Annotated in this window: 15 protein-coding genes and 1 pseudogene; 14 read left to right on the top strand and 2 right to left on the bottom strand. The window is 40.4% G+C overall.

Going from position 1 to position 16,979, the window contains the following annotated elements; all coding sequences use genetic code 11:
• Positions 1-2 precede the first annotated feature (2 nt).
• The 14 genes and pseudogenes from I2H52_RS04505 (at position 3) to metK (ending at position 15,945) form a co-directional block, all read left to right on the top strand.
• Positions 3-959, top strand: coding sequence for a branched-chain amino acid ABC transporter permease (locus tag I2H52_RS04505; RefSeq protein WP_000856254.1), 957 nt, complete (start codon positions 3-5; stop codon positions 957-959).
• Positions 959-1,723, top strand: a complete 765-nt coding sequence (locus I2H52_RS04500) for an ABC transporter ATP-binding protein (protein WP_001186017.1) — start codon at positions 959-961, stop codon at positions 1,721-1,723. Before I2H52_RS04505 ends, I2H52_RS04500 begins: the two co-directional genes overlap by 1 nt.
• Positions 1,723-2,433 (top strand): ABC transporter ATP-binding protein, encoded by a 711-nt coding sequence (locus I2H52_RS04495; RefSeq protein WP_000062209.1) that lies wholly within the window; start codon positions 1,723-1,725, stop codon positions 2,431-2,433. The genes I2H52_RS04500 and I2H52_RS04495 overlap by 1 nt, the downstream gene beginning before the upstream one ends.
• Before the next feature lie 367 nt (positions 2,434-2,800).
• Positions 2,801-4,579, top strand: coding sequence for a phosphotransferase (locus tag I2H52_RS04490; protein ID WP_195594435.1), 1,779 nt, complete (start codon positions 2,801-2,803; stop codon positions 4,577-4,579).
• A 1-nt stretch (position 4,580) separates the two neighbouring features.
• Positions 4,581-4,766, top strand: coding sequence for a hypothetical protein (locus tag I2H52_RS04485; protein ID WP_000859101.1), 186 nt, complete (start codon positions 4,581-4,583; stop codon positions 4,764-4,766).
• Position 4,767: 1 nt separating this feature from the next.
• Positions 4,768-6,194 (top strand): annotated as a pseudogene (locus tag I2H52_RS09820) (cytosine permease).
• 152 nt (positions 6,195-6,346) lie between these two features.
• Positions 6,347-7,003, top strand: coding sequence for a CBS domain-containing protein (locus I2H52_RS04475; RefSeq protein WP_033584964.1), 657 nt, complete (start codon positions 6,347-6,349; stop codon positions 7,001-7,003).
• Between the two features lie 110 nt (positions 7,004-7,113).
• Positions 7,114-8,209 (top strand): peptide chain release factor 2 gene (gene prfB, locus I2H52_RS04470; protein ID WP_096753628.1). Its coding sequence is split into 2 segments (ribosomal slippage): positions 7,114-7,185 and positions 7,187-8,209, totalling 1,095 coding nucleotides; the frame shifts between segments, so codons are not numbered across the junction.
• A 17-nt stretch (positions 8,210-8,226) separates the two neighbouring features.
• Positions 8,227-8,919, top strand: a complete 693-nt coding sequence (gene ftsE / locus I2H52_RS04465) for a cell division ATP-binding protein FtsE (RefSeq protein ID WP_000022275.1) — start codon at positions 8,227-8,229, stop codon at positions 8,917-8,919.
• Entirely contained in the window at positions 8,912-9,838 is a 927-nt protein-coding gene (gene ftsX / locus I2H52_RS04460; protein WP_000625556.1) for a permease-like cell division protein FtsX, read from the top strand. The genes ftsE and ftsX overlap by 8 nt, the downstream gene beginning before the upstream one ends.
• Positions 9,839-10,057: 219 nt before the next feature.
• Positions 10,058-12,244, top strand: coding sequence for a PTS transporter subunit IIBC (locus I2H52_RS04455; RefSeq protein ID WP_084851585.1), 2,187 nt, complete (start codon positions 10,058-10,060; stop codon positions 12,242-12,244).
• A gap of 51 nt (positions 12,245-12,295) precedes the next feature.
• A complete protein-coding gene (locus I2H52_RS04450; RefSeq protein ID WP_195594432.1) occupies positions 12,296-13,111 on the top strand; it encodes an endonuclease/exonuclease/phosphatase family protein in 816 nt (271 codons plus the stop codon).
• Positions 13,112-13,214: 103 nt separating this feature from the next.
• The gene (locus I2H52_RS04445; protein WP_195594429.1) at positions 13,215-14,558 is read left to right on the top strand and encodes a DEAD/DEAH box helicase; all 1,344 of its coding nucleotides are present in this window, start codon (positions 13,215-13,217) and stop codon (positions 14,556-14,558) included.
• Positions 14,559-14,754: 196 nt separating this feature from the next.
• On the top strand, positions 14,755-15,945 hold the full coding sequence (metK, locus tag I2H52_RS04440; protein ID WP_195594427.1) for a methionine adenosyltransferase: 1,191 nt from the start codon (positions 14,755-14,757) through the stop codon (positions 15,943-15,945).
• Between the two features lie 71 nt (positions 15,946-16,016).
• Here metK and I2H52_RS04435 read toward each other — a convergent pair whose 3' ends face one another.
• The gene (locus I2H52_RS04435; RefSeq protein WP_000767203.1) at positions 16,017-16,316 is read right to left on the bottom strand and encodes a DUF1827 family protein; all 300 of its coding nucleotides are present in this window, start codon (positions 16,314-16,316) and stop codon (positions 16,017-16,019) included.
• Positions 16,317-16,374: 58 nt separating this feature from the next.
• A complete protein-coding gene (locus I2H52_RS04430) occupies positions 16,375-16,827 on the bottom strand; it encodes an NUDIX hydrolase (protein ID WP_049549843.1) in 453 nt (150 codons plus the stop codon).
• Positions 16,828-16,979 lie beyond the last annotated feature (152 nt).

Below are 16,979 nucleotides of genomic sequence, written 5' to 3'. Positions count from 1 at the left end.
CAATGAAGACAAATCTTAAAGTAAATATTCTCTGGTTATTCCTTCTGTTAGCGGGTTATGGATTAATTAGCGTACTGGTTTCTGCTGGTATTCTCAATCTATTCCATGTTCAAATTTTAGAACAAATTGGGATTAATATCATCCTTGCAGTAGGTCTGAACTTAATCGTTGGTTTTTCAGGACAATTCTCACTCGGTCATGCAGGCTTTATGGCGATTGGGGCTTATGCAGCAGCGATTATTGGTTCAAAATCACCAACCTATGGTGCCTTCTTTGGAGCAATGATCTTGGGTGCCTTGATTTCTGGTGCAGTCGCTTTGCTCGTTGGGATCCCAACACTACGCTTGAAGGGTGACTACCTGGCTGTTGCAACACTAGGTGTCTCAGAAATCATTCGTATCTTTATTATTAATGGTGGAAGTTTGACCAACGGTGCTGCTGGTATCTTGGGTATTCCAAACTTTACCAATTGGCAAATGGTTTATCTTTTTGTGGTGGTCACAACTATTGCAACTCTCAACTTCCTACGTAGTCCAATCGGACGCTCTACTCTATCTGTTCGTGAGGATGAGATTGCTGCAGAATCCGTTGGGGTAAACACTACAAAGATCAAGATTATCGCTTTTGTCTTTGGTGCCATTACAGCAAGTATTGCTGGTTCACTTCAGGCTGGTTTTATCGGATCTGTTGTGCCAAAAGATTACACCTTTATTAATTCCATCAACGTGTTGATTATCGTTGTATTTGGTGGACTTGGATCTATTACTGGTACCATCGTTTCAGCGATTGTTTTAGGAATTTTAAATATGCTCCTTCAAGATGTAGCTAGCGTACGTATGATCATCTACGCTTTGGCTCTTGTATTGGTCATGATTTTCAGACCAGGTGGACTTCTTGGGACATGGGAATTAAGTCTATCACGTTTCTTTAAAAAATCTAAGAAGGAGGGACAAAACTAATGGCACTACTTGAAGTTAAACAATTAACCAAACATTTTGGCGGTCTAACAGCTGTTGGAGATGTCACTCTTGAATTGAACGAGGGAGAATTGGTTGGTCTGATTGGACCGAACGGGGCTGGTAAAACAACCCTTTTCAATCTCTTGACTGGTGTTTATGAACCAAGCGAAGGTACTGTGACATTAGATGGTCACCTCCTCAATGGGAAAACTCCCTATAAGATTGCTTCACTTGGACTCAGCCGTACTTTCCAAAATATTCGTTTGTTCAAGGACTTGACAGTTTTGGAAAATGTTTTGATTGCATTTAGTAATCATCATAAACAACATGTCCTTGCGAGCTTTCTACGTCTACCAGCTTTTTATAAGAATGAGGAAGAATTAAAAAGCAAAGCTTTGGACTTGCTGAAGATTTTTGATTTGGATAGTGACGCAGATACTCTTGCTAAGAATCTGGCCTATGGTCAACAACGCCGATTAGAAATCGTTCGTGCTCTGGCAACTGAACCTAAGATTCTCTTTTTGGATGAACCTGCAGCTGGGATGAATCCTCAAGAAACAGCTGAATTGACAGAATTGATCCGTCGTATCAAAGATGAATTTAAAATTACCATCATGCTCATCGAACACGACATGAATTTGGTTATGGAAGTCACTGAGCGTATCTATGTTCTTGAATATGGTCGCTTGATTGCTCAGGGAACTCCTGACGAAATTAAGACGAATAAACGTGTTATCGAAGCTTATCTAGGAGGTGAAGCCTAATGTCTATGTTAAAAGTTGAAAACCTCTCTGTGCATTACGGTATGATCCAAGCAGTTCGTGATGTAAGTTTCGAGGTTAATGAAGGTGAAGTTGTTTCCTTGATTGGTGCCAATGGTGCTGGTAAAACAACCATTCTTCGTACCCTTTCAGGTTTGGTTCGTCCAAGCGCTGGTAAAATTCAGTTTTTAGGAAAAGAAATTCAAAAGTTACCTGCGCAAAAAATCGTGGCAGGTGGGCTTTCACAAGTTCCTGAGGGACGTCATGTTTTCCCAGGATTGACTGTTATGGAAAACTTAGAAATGGGAGCTTTTTTAAAGAAAAATCGTGAAGAAAATCAAGCCAACTTGAAAAAAGTCTTTTCACGTTTCCCTCGTCTGGAAGAACGCAAAAACCAAGATGCGGCAACTCTTTCAGGCGGTGAACAGCAGATGCTGGCTATGGGACGCGCTCTCATGTCTACACCTAAGCTTCTCCTCTTGGATGAGCCGTCAATGGGACTTGCTCCTATCTTTATCCAAGAAATTTTTGATATCATTCAAGATATTCAGAAGCAAGGAACGACAGTTCTCCTAATTGAACAGAACGCTAACAAGGCTCTTGCTATCTCTGACCGTGGTTATGTACTTGAAACAGGCAAGATCGTCCTATCAGGAACAGGAAAAGAACTCGCCTCATCAGAAGAAGTCAGAAAAGCATATCTAGGTGGCTAAAACAATCCAGTGGATTGTTTTAGTCGGCGGATAAGAATTGTGCAAGCAATTCTCCTTTAGTCCGGGGGACCTTTTTAGTTGGCAGATAGAGATTGCGCACGCAATCCCTCTATAGACCGGGGGACATTTCAATCGTTATATGAAGATGGCCAAACAATCATCCTATAACAGGGGCTTACTTTCCTAATCATCAGATGATAAAATGTTCTGGAGCTCCAACTTAGGAGCTTTTTCGTTTATAGTTTGATTTTGGAAATAGATGAAATGGTGCCTTAATTTTAACTAGATGATTTCGTGTTTGAATTGGCAGTCATTTTTGTTCATATTATAATATGGGTAAGTGGAAATTGAACAGGAGGACTGAGAAATGGTAACAGAAAAACAATTTAAACTTTTGCGTTTTATGTTGACACATAAAGAAAATACATTTACTCAGAGACAGTTAGCTGAAGAGTTAGACCTATCTTTAGGAACAATTAACACATTGTTGAAAAAACTGAAAGAAGAGAAGTGGATTGATGAGGAGCTTCACTTAACAGAACTAGGCCAGAAAGTTTTAGAACCCTATCGAGTAGAAAATGCTATTATAATGGCTGCTGGCATGAGTAGCCGTTTTGCTCCTTTGTCTTATGAAATTCCTAAAGGATTGCTTCAAGTTAAGGGGGAACGCTTAATAGAGAGGGAAATCAGACAACTGCAAGAAGCAGGAATAGAAGATATAACTGTTATCGTAGGCTATCTTCAAGAAAAAATGTTCTATCTTGCTGAGAAGTTTGGTGTAAAAATTGTAGTAAATAATGATTACTACAAATACAATAACTGTTCGTCTCTTATGTTGGTTAAAAATCAACTTTCCAACACTTATATTTGTTCATCAGATAATTATTTTGTGGAAAATCCGTTTGAGCAATATATTTATAGAGGTTACTACTCGACGATTTTTGCAGAAGGTCAAACGGACGAATATTGTGCTATAGAGGATTCGAATCACACCATCGTTGATATCCAGATTGGTGGAGAAAATACTTGGGCTATGGTGGGGCACGTTTATTTTGACCGTGCATTTAGCGAGAAATTCAAGGAAATTTTAGAAACCGAGTTTAAACACGAACCTTATCGTGAACAGCTTTGGGAGGATTACTATAGTCGCCATGTTAAAGAACTCCTTTTAGAAGCCCGCCACTATTCAGCGGATATTGTTAAAGAATTTGATTCACTAGATGAACTCCGTCAATTTGATGAACGTTATTTGGTAAATGCAGATTCGGCCATTATTGATAATATCTGTAAGACATTAAAGTGTGTGGCTTCAGATATTGTCAATATCAAACCTCTAAAAGATGGGTTAACCAACACATCATTTTCATTTGACTGTCTAGGAAAAAGATATGTTTACCGTCATCCGGGTAGGGGAACGGAAAATTATATCGACCGAGCTAGTGAAGCAGCTTCTATGGAAATTGCTGCAAAATTAAAGATTGACCGTACCTTCGTAGCCATGAACAAGGATGAGGGCTGGAAAATTTCAGAATTTATTCCCAATGCTAAGCAACTGGATTATGATAATTGGGATGATGTAGCACAAGCAATGGACCTCTTGAGACGGTTACACCAATCTGGAGAAAAAACGGAACATTCCTTTGACCAATTTGAGGGAATTATTGATTTTATAGAAAAATTGAAGGCTAGAAATCGATTTGAATTTGATGGCCTCGAGGAACTGGATGAAACTGTCTCACTTCTCAAAAATTATTTACAGAATGATCCGAAACAGGTTGCCCTTTGTCATGGAGATTCCTATAGTCCTAATTTTTTGTTAAATGAAGCAGGCGAAATGAGCTTGATTGATTGGGAATATTCTGGAATGGGAGAGCCAGCAGGAGATTTGGGAACCTTTATCGCGTGTTCCAATTATACTGTAGCAGATGCTGAAAAAGTACTGGAATTGTATCTACAAGGAGTTCCAGATAAGAAAACCAAACGTCACTACTTGGCTTATGTAGCAGTGACCTCATATTATTGGTTCTTGTGGGCGTTGTTCCAGGAGAGTGTCGGAAAACCAGTCGGTGAGTTTCTCTACATCTGGTATCGCTATACCAAACAATATGGACAACTGGCACTTGACTTGTATTTGGAGGAAAACTAAGATGAAAACGACATCCGAAATTGAAGAATTAGTAGCAGCTGAAACAAAGAGAAGATTGGAAGAAATGGAGTCACCAAACTACGAGTTTGTTCAACCCTTCCTAAAAAGTGATTTCATTTTAATCATCTCCATAGTCCTAATCAACCTTGTTTTGATTATCTTAGCAATGACGGGAGGAATTCAATAACATGTCTAAAATGAATGACTATATCCAACAAGAAACCATAACCGGAATTGTTCCCATGACCAATAAGGATCGTCAATATTCTTTCTGGGATCTCTTTCTATCAACAAGTGGTTTTGCCATTGCAACTTGGTGCTATACCCAAGGAGCTTATGTGGCTCAATATTTGACCTTTAATCAAATGTTGATTAATATTTTTAGTTTTAATATTATTTGGGTCTTTATTGAGTGTCTCCCAATTCTGTTTGCGGTTAAATATGGGATTGATTTGTGGATTTGGTTGAGAGCTGTTCTAGGAAAAAGAGGTGTAGCCCTGTTATCAACCATTATTAGCTTGGCTAACTTTGGATGGTATGCTGTTGCGGCCAATCTTTTTGCCAGTTCCATGATTCATTTAGCAAATAATTTGGTCTTGGTTTGGACAAGGGAGTATGGGCGCCTATTCTTGGTACCCTCTGTGTTCTTCTTGGGACTCTCATTGCTCTTGGAGGTCCAGAAGTGATTAAATGGACCAATCGCTTCTTGGTTATCGCCTTATTGATTGTCGGTCTGATCATCGTTGGAATCTGCTTTGTCGCTGTTCCTATAACGGATATTATGAATATCCAACCAGCCACTCAAGGAGATTTGACGCCATTAGAACGCTTCATGCTCTCTGGAGAAGGAAATGTTGCATTTGCTTTCTCTTGGTCTACACAGGCATTGGTTTTACCACGTTTGGCAAAATCAGAACGCAGTGGTTATTGGGCTACAGCCTTATCATACGGAGTTGTGGCTCCATTCTTCGTTGCGACAGGTGGAGTCATGGCTCTAGCCATGTTTGTCAAAACAGGTGTTTATGAAAGTGATCCAACAACCATGCTATCAACTCTAAGCACCCCAGCCTTTGCTCTCTTAAGTCTACTACTAGTAGCCTTTGCCAATATTGGAACCCAGGGGACTGGATCGTATGTGAACTGTATGATTGTCAAAAGTGGGATGCCCAAAGTAAGCTATAAACTAATGGTTTGGATTGCCATGGTTTACGTGAGTCTACTCACTATCTGGGGAGGAGTAGAAGAGTATTTCGGATCCTTCATCTCCCTAGCAGCCTATATTCAGGGGCCAATTATTGGTATGATTGTTGTCGACTATTTTATCTTAAGAAAACGAAAACTCGACTTGTGTTCAGCCTATTTCCTTGAAGGGCATGACGCATACGAATTTACTAAAGGATTTAACTTAGTTGGCTTGTCTTGCGTATTTATCTCTTTATTGGTAGCGGTACTATTTGTTTACAACCCTGTAACTGCACAGATTCAAAGTCCAATCTTTTTAATCACAACGGGCAGTGGCTTTACTGCGCTATTTGGCGGTCTACTATACTGGTTAGCTAGTCTTAGCCCACTGAAACGTTATATGATAAAAGATCGAGACACTATTACGATTTAAGAAGAGAGGGGACTTCGGTTCCCTTTTAACTTACACTGGCATTTTATGCAAACTTCTCAGATTATTCAAAATCTTGAAAAAGAGATGAAAGCGTTTGATAGATTTTCTAAGAAAGTGTATAATAAAAGTAGCAATATAGAAGGAGAAGTCTCATGGCAGTTAAAGATTTCATGACCCGTAAGGTAGTTTATATCAGTCCAGATACGACTGTAGCACACGCAGCAGATTTGATGCGCGAGCAAGGTTTGCACCGTTTACCTGTTATCGAAAACGATCAATTAGTCGGATTGGTAACAGAAGGAACCATTGCGGAAGCCAGCCCATCTAAAGCAACCAGTCTCTCTATCTATGAGATGAATTATCTTCTGAATAAAACCAAAGTAAAAGATGTAATGATTCGAGATGTCGTGACTGTTTCTGGATATGCTAGCCTAGAAGATGCGACCTATCTGATGCTGAAAAATAAAATTGGGATATTACCAGTCGTAGACAATCATCAGGTCTACGGCGTAATTACAGACCGCGATGTTTTTCAGGCTTTCTTGGAAATCGCTGGATACGGAGAAGAGGGGATTCGTGTTCGTTTTATTACAGAAAATGAAGTCGGTGTACTGGGAAAAATTGTAGCTCTAATCGTAGAAGAAAATCTAAATATCTCGCACACAGTTAACATTCCACGTAAGGATGGGAAGGTCGTCATCGAAGTTCAAATTGATGGAAAAATCGATTTGACTTCATTAAAGGATAAGTTTGAAAAAGAAGGAATTCAAGTGGAGGAGATTACTCAGACCTCTGCCAAAATCCTTTAAACCAGAGGCTTTCGGGCCTCTTTTCTTTTGCCACAAAAAGCGATGAAAAGCAAAATATGGAAAGAAATAAGAGATTATGGTATAATAAAACGATATGAAAAGGAGTATCTATGGACATTTCAGAAATTCGTCAAAAAATTGACGCAAATCGTGAAAAATTAGCTTCTTTCAGGGGGTCTCTTTGACCTCGAAGGCTTAGAGGAAGAGATTGCCATCTTGGAAAACAAGATGACAGAACCTGATTTTTGGAACGATAATATCGCGGCCCAAAAAACGTCGCAAGAATTAAATGAATTAAAAAACACCTACAACACCTTCCGTAAAATGGAAGAGTTGCAGGATGAAGTTGAGATTTTGTTGGACTTTTTAGCAGAAGACGAGTCAGTCCATGATGAACTGGTCGAACAGTTGACAGAACTGGATAAGATGATGACCAGCTACGAGATGACCCTTCTCTTGTCAGAACCTTATGACCATAATAATGCAATCTTGGAAATCCATCCAGGATCTGGTGGTACTGAGGCACAGGATTGGGGCGATATGTTGCTTCGTATGTACACTCGTTATGGAAATGCCAAAGGCTTTAAAGTAGAAGTTTTGGATTACCAAGCTGGTGATGAAGCAGGTATCAAGTCTGTGACCTTGTCTTTTGAAGGACCCAATGCTTATGGCCTACTTAAATCAGAAATGGGTGTTCACCGTTTGGTTCGTATTTCGCCATTTGACTCTGCCAAACGCCGCCATACTTCCTTTACATCCGTAGAGGTTATGCCTGAGTTGGATGATACCATCGAAGTGGAGATTCGTGAAGATGATATCAAAATGGATACCTTCCGTTCAGGTGGTGCTGGTGGACAAAACGTCAATAAGGTTTCAACAGGTGTGCGTTTGACACACATTCCTACGGGAACTGTCGTCCAATCAACGGTCGATCGTACCCAGTATGGAAATAGAGATCGTGCCATGAAGATGTTGCAGGCTAAGCTCTATCAAATGGAGCAAGAAAAGAAAGCTGCGGAAGTTGATTCCCTTAAAGGTGAGAAAAAGGAAATCACATGGGGAAGCCAAATCCGTTCATATGTTTTCACGCCTTATACTATGGTAAAAGATCACCGTACAAGCTTTGAAGTTGCTCAGGTAGATAAGGTGATGGATGGAGACCTTGATGGTTTTATCGATGCCTACCTCAAGTGGCGAATCAGCTAAGATAGAAAGGAACTCATATGTCAATCATTGAAATGAGAGATGTTGTCAAAAAGTATGACAATGGAACGACTGCCCTGCGTGGAGTATCTGTTACCATTGAACCAGGAGAGTTTGCCTATATCGTAGGACCTTCTGGGGCAGGTAAGTCAACCTTTATTCGAGCTTTATACCGAGAAGTAAAGATCGAAAAAGGAAGCCTAACAGTTGCAGGCTTTAATTTAGTTAAAATTAAGAAGAAAGATGTCCCACTGCTACGTCGTAGTGTCGGGGTAGTCTTTCAGGATTACAAACTCTTGCCTAAGAAGACTGTTTATGAGAATATTGCCTATGCAATGGAAGTAATCGGTGAGAGCCGTCGCAACATCAAAAAACGTGTTATGGAAGTATTGGACCTGGTTGGTTTGAAACATAAGGTTCGCTCTTTCCCTAATGAACTCTCAGGTGGAGAGCAACAACGGATTGCGATTGCTCGTGCGATTGTCAACAATCCTAAAGTATTGATTGCCGATGAGCCAACAGGAAACTTGGACCCAGATAATTCATGGGAAATTATGAATCTGTTGGAACGCATCAATCTCCAAGGTACTACTGTCTTGATGGCAACCCACAATAGCCAGATTGTAAATACCTTGCGCCACCGTGTCATTGCCATTGAAAATGGCCGTGTCGTTCGTGACGAAGCTAAAGGAGAATATGGATACGATGATTAGTAGATTTTTTCGCCATTTATTTGAATCATTAAAAAGTTTAAAACGAAATGGCTGGATGACAGTAGCAGCAGTGAGTTCGGTTATGATTACCTTGACACTTGTTGCCCTGTTTGCATCTGTAATTTTTAATACAGCAAAACTGGCTACCGATATTGAAAACAACGTTCGGGTCATGGTTTACATTCGTAAGGATGTAGCTGATAACAGTGAAACGATTGAAAAAGAAGGTCAGACAGTTACCAATAATGACTACCACAAGGTCTATGATGCTTTGAAAGCTATGCCTGCTGTTAAGAGTGTTACCTTCTCAAGTAAAGAAGAACAGTACGAAAAACTAACGGAAACAATGGGTGACGATTGGAAGGTCTTTGAAGGGGATGCAAACCCTCTCTATGATGCCTATATCGTCGATACAAATTCTCCGAGTGATGTTAAAACGGTAGCTGAAGAAGCTAAGAAAATTGAGGGAGTATCAGAGGTTCAAGATGGTGGAGCCAACACTCAACGACTTTTTGAATTGGCTTCCTTTATCCGTGTTTGGGGATTGGTTATTGCAGGGCTCTTGATTTTCATCGCAGTCTTCCTCATTTCCAATACCATTCGTATCACTATTATTTCACGTAGTCGTGAGATTCAGATCATGCGTCTTGTAGGAGCAAAAAATGGCTATATTCGTGGTCCATTCTTGCTAGAAGGTGCTTTTATTGGCTTGCTTGGTGCAGCAATTCCTTCAGTCCTTGTATTCTTTGTTTACAATATGGTTTATCAATCGGTCAATAAATCCTTGGTAGGTCAAAACTTGTCAATGATTACTCCAGATGTGTTTATCCCTCTGATGACAGTCCTATTATTTATAATCGGAATTTTCATTGGTTCAATTGGTTCAGGGATTTCAATGCGTCGATTCTTGAAGATCTAGTTGGATTTAAATGCAAATTGCAGAACAAATCAGAAAAATAATACATATTTAAAAGAGAAGTTTTCGTAAACTTCTCTTTTTCTTTTTTAAAAATTAAAAAAAATAGACAATTTTTTTATAAAAGCCTTTACAAAAAAAATAAAAGTGGTATAATTAATACATAACCAAATGCAAACGTTTTCGTAAAACGTTTGCCTAAATAAAATAAAGGAGATTTGAATGATGAAAGCTACATTCAAAAATGTCTTGTCTTTCGAATTTTGGCAAAAATTCGGTAAGGCTTTAATGGTGGTTATCGCCGTTATGCCAGCGGCGGGATTGATGATTTCAATCGGTAAGTCACTTCCAATGATTGACCCAAACCTTGCTCCCCTAGTGATTACTGGTGGCGTACTAGAGCAAATTGGTTGGGGGGTTATCGGTAACCTTCATATTTTGTTTGCCCTCGCTATTGGGGGAAGCTGGGCAAAAGAACGTGCAGGTGGTGCATTTGCAGCCGGGCTTGCCTTTATCTTGATTAACCGTATCACAGGTACTATCTTTGGAGTTACAAGTGATATGCTGAAAAACCCTGAGGCTATGGTCACTACTCTCTTTGGAGGCTCAATCAAAGTTTCTGATTACTTCATCAGTGTTCTTGAAGCACCAGCATTGAACATGGGTGTTTTTGTAGGGATTATCTCTGGTTTTGTAGGGGCAACTGCCTTTAACAAATACTACAACTACCGTAAACTTCCTGATGCGCTTTCATTCTTCAATGGGAAACGCTTCGTACCATTCGTTGTCATCCTTCGTTCAGCTATTGCAGCAATTGTACTTGCAGCTTTCTGGCCAGTAGTTCAAACAGGTATCAATAACTTTGGTATTTGGATTGCCAACTCTCAAGAAACTGCTCCAGTTCTCGCACCATTCTTGTATGGTACTTTGGAACGTTTGCTCTTGCCATTTGGTCTTCACCACATGTTGACAATCCCAATGAACTATACAGCTCTTGGTGGAACATACGAAATCCTTACTGGTGCAGCTAAAGGAACTCAAGTATTTGGTCAAGATCCACTTTGGCTTGCTTGGGTAACAGACCTTGTTAACCTTAAAGGTTCAAATGCTGACCAATACCAACACCTTCTTACAACTATCACTCCAGCTCGTTTCAAAGTTGGTCAAATGATCGGTTCATTCGGTATCTTGATGGGTGTCATCGTTGCTATCTACCGCAATGTTGATGCTGACAAGAAACACCAATACAAGGGTATGATGATTGCGACAGCCCTTGCAACATTCTTGACAGGGGTTACTGAACCTATCGAGTATATGTTTATGTTTATCGCAACACCTCTTTACCTAGTGTATGCTCTTGTTCAAGGTGCTGCCTTTGCTATGGCGGATATTGTTCACCTTCGTATGCACTCATTCGGTTCAATTGAATTCTTGACTCGTACTCCGCTAGCTATCAACGCTGGTCTTGGTATGGATATCATTAACTTTATCTGGGTAACTGTCCTCTTTGCAGTCATCATGTACTTCATTGCCAACTTCATGATTAAGAAATTCAACTATGCAACTCCAGGACGTAACGGAAACTATGAAACTGCTGAAGGAGCATCAGAAGATGCAGCTCCAGGAGAAACAAAAGTTGCAGCAGCTTCTCAAGCTGTAAATATCATTAACCTTCTTGGTGGTCGTGCAAACATCGTAGATGTAGATGCATGTATGACTCGTCTTCGTGTAACTGTTAAGGATGCAGATCGTGTTGGTACTGAGGAACAATGGAAAGCAGAAGGCGCTATGGGTCTTGTCATGAAAGGACAAGGTGTCCAAGCTATCTACGGACCAAAAGCTGACGTATTGAAATCTGATATCCAAGATATCCTTGACTCAGGTGAAGTAATTCCTGAAACTCTTCCAAGCCAAATGACAGAAGCTCAAAAAAATACTGTACATTTTAAAGGTGTAACTGAGGAAGTTTACTCAGTAGCTGACGGTCAAGTTATTGCCTTGGAACAAGTGAAAGATCCAGTCTTTGCTCAAAAAATGATGGGTGATGGTTTTGCAGTAGAACCAGCAAATGGAAACATTGTATCTCCAGTTACAGGTACTGTATCAAGTATCTTCCCAACAAAACATGCACTTGGACTTGTTACTGAATCAGGTCTTGAAGTACTTGTTCATATTGGTTTGGATACTGTAAGTCTTGAAGGAAAACCATTTACTGTTCACGTTTCTGAAGGACAAAAAGTGGCTGCTGGTGACCTTCTTGTGACAGCTGACTTGGATGCTATCCGTGCAGCAGGTCGTGAAACATCAACAGTGGTTGTCTTTACAAATGGTGATGCTATCAAATCAGTTAAATTAGAACAAACAGGTTCTCTTGCGGCTAAAACAGCAGTTGCTAAAGTAGAATTGTAATATACTCGAGGTTGGAAGCTGTTTTCCAACCTCTTGTTTTAGGAGAAAAGCATGAAATTTTTAACACTCAATACTCATAGTTGGATGGAAAAAGAAGCAGAGGGAAAATTCCAGCTCTTGCTCCAAGATATTCTTGACAAAGATTATGATTTGATTTGTTTTCAAGAAATCAATCAAGAAATGACCTCGCCGGAGGTAGAGGTTAACAATCACTATCAAGCTTTGCCATCAGCAGAACCTATTCATCAGGATCACTATGTACGGCTCCTGGTTGAAAAATTGGCTGAGAAAGGGAAAAACTACTACTGGACTTGGGCTTACAATCATATCGGCTATGACCGCTACCATGAAGGTGTAGCCATCTTATCCAAAACACCGATTAAGGCGCGTGAAATTTTAGTGTCAGATGTAGATGATCCAACGGACTACCATACTCGCCGTGTTGCCTTGGCTGAGACAGAGGTTGAAGGCAAGGAACTTGCTCTTGCAAGCGTCCATCTCTCTTGGTGGGATAAAGGTTTCCAAGAAGAATGGGCACGATTTGAGGCTGTATTAAAAGAGTTGAACAAACCTCTGATTTTAGCAGGTGATTTTAATAATCCAGCTGGTCAGGAAGGCTATCAAGCGATTTTAGCTAGTCCATTAGGATTACAAGACGCGTTTGAAGTTGCGAAAGAAAGAAGTGGTAGCTATACCGTTCCACCAGAAATTGATGGCTGGAAAGGCAATACCGAGCCGCTACGAATCGACTATGTCTTTACGACAAAAGACTTAGAAGTAGAAAGTTTGCATGTAGTTTTTGATGGAAAAAATAGTCCACAAGTCAGTGACCACTATGGTTTGAATGCTATTTTAAACTGGAAATAAAAATGAAAGGAAGTAATTCCTTTCATTTTTTGATTCTCGAACTGGACTACTGAAAATGTTCAAAATATGGTATAATGGTTAGATGAATAGAATCGAGGATAATATGTCATTTACGAAATTTCAGTTTAAAAACTATATAGAAAAGGCATTGGAGGAGTTGAAGTTTACGACTCCTACCGAAGTTCAGGAAAAGTTGATTCCTATTGTCTTGGCGGGTCGTGACTTGGTCGGTGAATCAAAAACAGGTTCAGGAAAGACCCATACTTTCTTACTACCCATTTTTCAGCAATTAGATGAAACTAGCGATAGTGTACAAGCAGTGATTACTGCACCAAGTCGTGAGTTGGCTACTCAGATCTACCAAGCAGCCCGTCAAATCGCAGCCCACTCAGATGTCGAAGTTCGTGTGGTTAATTATGTAGGTGGTACGGATAAGGCGCGTCAGATTGAAAAACTTGCCAGCAACCAACCACATATCGTTATCGGAACGCCAGGTCGCATCTATGACTTGGTCAAATCTGGTGATTTGGCTATTCACAAGGCCAAGACCTTTGTAGTTGATGAAGCCGATATGACCTTGGATATGGGATTCTTGGAAACCGTTGATAAGATTGCAGGGAGCCTTCCAAAAGACTTGCAATTCATGGTCTTTTCAGCAACCATTCCACAAAAATTGCAACCGTTCTTGAAGAAATACTTGTCAAATCCTGTCATGGAAAAAATCAAGACTAAAACAGTTATCTCAGATACCATTGATAACTGGTTGATTTCGACCAAGGGCCGCGACAAAAATGCTCAAATTTACCAGCTGACTCAGTTGATGCAGCCTTATTTAGCAATGATTTTTGTTAACACAAAAACGCGTGCTGATGAGTTGCATGCCTACTTGACTGCTCAAGGATTGAAGGTAGCTAAGATTCATGGAGATATTGCTCCTCGTGAACGCAAGCGGATCATGAACCAGGTGAAAAATCTGGATTTTGAGTACATTGTCGCAACGGACTTGGCAGCGCGTGGAATTGACATTGAAGGTGTCAGCCATGTTATCAATGACGCCATTCCGCAAGACTTGTCCTTCTTTGTTCACCGAGTTGGACGGACTGGACGCAATGGTCTACCTGGCACAGCTATCACCCTTTACCAGCCAAGTGATGACTCGGATATCCGTGAGTTGGAGAAATTAGGAATCAAGTTTATTCCTAAGATGATCAAAGACGGAGAGTTCCAAGATACCTATGACCGTGATCGTCGTGCCAACTGTGAAAAGAAGCAGGATAAGCTTGATATTGAAATGATTGGCTTGGTTAAAAAGAAAAAGAAAAAAGTCAAACCAGGTTATAAGAAGAAGATTCAATGGGCGGTGGATGAAAAACGTCGCAAAACCAAGCGTGCTGAAAATCGTGCTCGTGGCCGTGCCGAGCGGAAAGCCAAACGCCAAACATTTTAAGAACAAAATTGGAGCTGAATGGCTCCTTTTTGTAACTTTATTTTATAAATTATCGAAAAGAATGCAAAAATGAGTAAAAAGTGATATAATGATAAGGTTATATAGTCCCGATAAGATGGTAGGTATTCATTACTAGTAGTTTTCCTATCAGTACTTTGTAACTCTATAACAATATTTTTTAAGGGGGGACATTTTTATGTCAGAACGTAAATTATTCACGTCTGAATCTGTATCTGAGGGGCATCCGGATAAGATTGCAGACCAAATTTCAGATGCGATTTTGGATGCTATTTTAACAAAGGATCCAGAGGCGCACGTTGCTGCTGAGACAGCTGTCTACACTGGTTCCGTCCATGTTTTTGGTGAAATTTCTACACATGCTTATGTGGATATTAACCGTGTGGTTCGTGACACCATTGCAGAGATTGGTTATACGAATACAGAATATGGTTTTTCTGCGGAGACGGTGGGAGTTCATCCGTCACTTGTTGAGCAGTCACCAGATATCGCCCAAGGGGTTAACGAAGCCTTGGAGGTTCGTGGAAATGCAGATCAAGATCCGCTTGACTTGATTGGAGCTGGAGACCAAGGGCTCATGTTTGGATTTGCGGTGGATGAGACAGAAGAACTCATGCCATTGCCAATCTCACTCAGCCACAAGCTAGTTCGTCGTTTGGCAGAACTTCGTAAGTCTGGTGAAATCAGCTATCTCCGTCCAGATGCTAAATCACAAGTTACAGTTGAGTATGATGAAAATGACCGTCCGGTACGTGTGGACACAGTCGTGATTTCAACTCAGCACGATCCAGAAGTTAGCAATGAACAAATTCACAATGATGTGATTAGCAAGGTTATCAAAGAAGTTATTCCAGCCTCTTACTTGGATGAGCAAACAAAATTCTTCATCAATCCAACTGGTCGCTTTGTAATCGGTGGACCTCAAGGGGACTCAGGTTTGACTGGTCGTAAGATCATCGTGGATACCTATGGTGGCTATTCTCGTCATGGCGGTGGTGCCTTCTCTGGTAAGGATGCGACGAAGGTGGACCGTTCAGCCTCTTATGCAGCTCGCTACATTGCCAAGAACATCGTTGCAGCAGGTCTTGCTAAGAAGGCAGAAGTACAATTGGCCTATGCCATCGGTGTGGCCCAGCCTGTTTCCGTTCGTATCGATACTTTTGGTACAGGAACAGTAGCTGAAAGCAAGCTTGAAAAAGCAGCGCGTCAAATCTTTGACCTTCGCCCTGCAGGAATTATTCAAATGCTGGACCTTAAACGTCCAATTTACCGTCAAACAGCGGCTTATGGACATATGGGACGTACAGATATTGACCTTCCATGGGAACGTTTGGACAAGGTAGAGGCTTTGAAAGAAGCTGTGAAATAAAATGAAAAAGATTGGTAGTTGTGTACTACCAATCTTTTTTGCAAAAGAAAACCAGCTTTTGGCTGGTCTTCTTATTTTATAGGGATTGAAATCTCAATCAATTTATCAGAATAAAGCGTCTTGATATTGGCTTCATCAATGCTTTCCTTGTCGATTTTACGTTTTAAGAAGAAGTCTTGGATAGTTTCGATTTCAGGTTCACGAATAGCACGGTGTTTGTTGGAAATGAGGATTTCATAGTGAAGCGGGGCTTGTGTGAAAACTACATCTGTGTTTCCAGCAGAATAGACCTCGACAAGAGTTGCGTCTGTGCTTTCTAATTGGCTTTTAACAAGTTGCGAGTGTGAATTAGTCGTGTTGATAAGCTTCATAACAGTTCCTCCGATTTTCTAACTCTATTATAGCACTTTTTGGATAAAATCGTGTATTTTAGCCAATTCCATGCTGGATTTTCCAAGCTTCAATTCCCCATTTATGGCTACCACGTTTGAGTTTTTCAATAGCCTCGTCAATAGGAAACCAAGCAATATGATTAAAATCTTCCAATGGTTTTTGTACTTCTTGGAAAGAAATAGCTTCATAGAGATAAGCTGGATTGTAGTAGTAGGTATCACGGTGGCGAGAGTAAAAATACTCATCAGCTTGTCCATAATAGATTCCGATTTCAGCTGTAAAGCCAAGTTCTTCGATTAGTTCTCTCTTCAGTGCTTCTTGATGATCTTCGCCTGCTTCAATCTCTCCACCTGGCAAGAACCAAGCACCATTGGGAGCTTGAACTAGGACAATTTGTTTTTTCTCCGCATCCGGAATAACTGCGTACACACCATAGCGGGGCTGGTAAGTCACATTCTCTTTTTTATCACCATAAGTTGGGTTTGCCATTGCATTTTCCTCATTCTCTAGTATCTTTATTATTATCATAATAGACGAGGCGCTAGCTGTCAAGAATAAACCAACGAACTGGTGCAGAAAAAGCTACTTTGTATTGGTCAATCCTTGTCTCGTTAAACTTTCCAACCCTAGCTCTTTAACTG

The sequence above is a fragment of the Streptococcus oralis genome, assembly GCF_015561235.1.
GTDB lineage: Bacteria > Bacillota > Bacilli > Lactobacillales > Streptococcaceae > Streptococcus > Streptococcus oralis_BK.
Note: the sequence above shows the minus strand (reverse complement) of the source record. Positions and strands in the feature narration are given on the sequence as shown.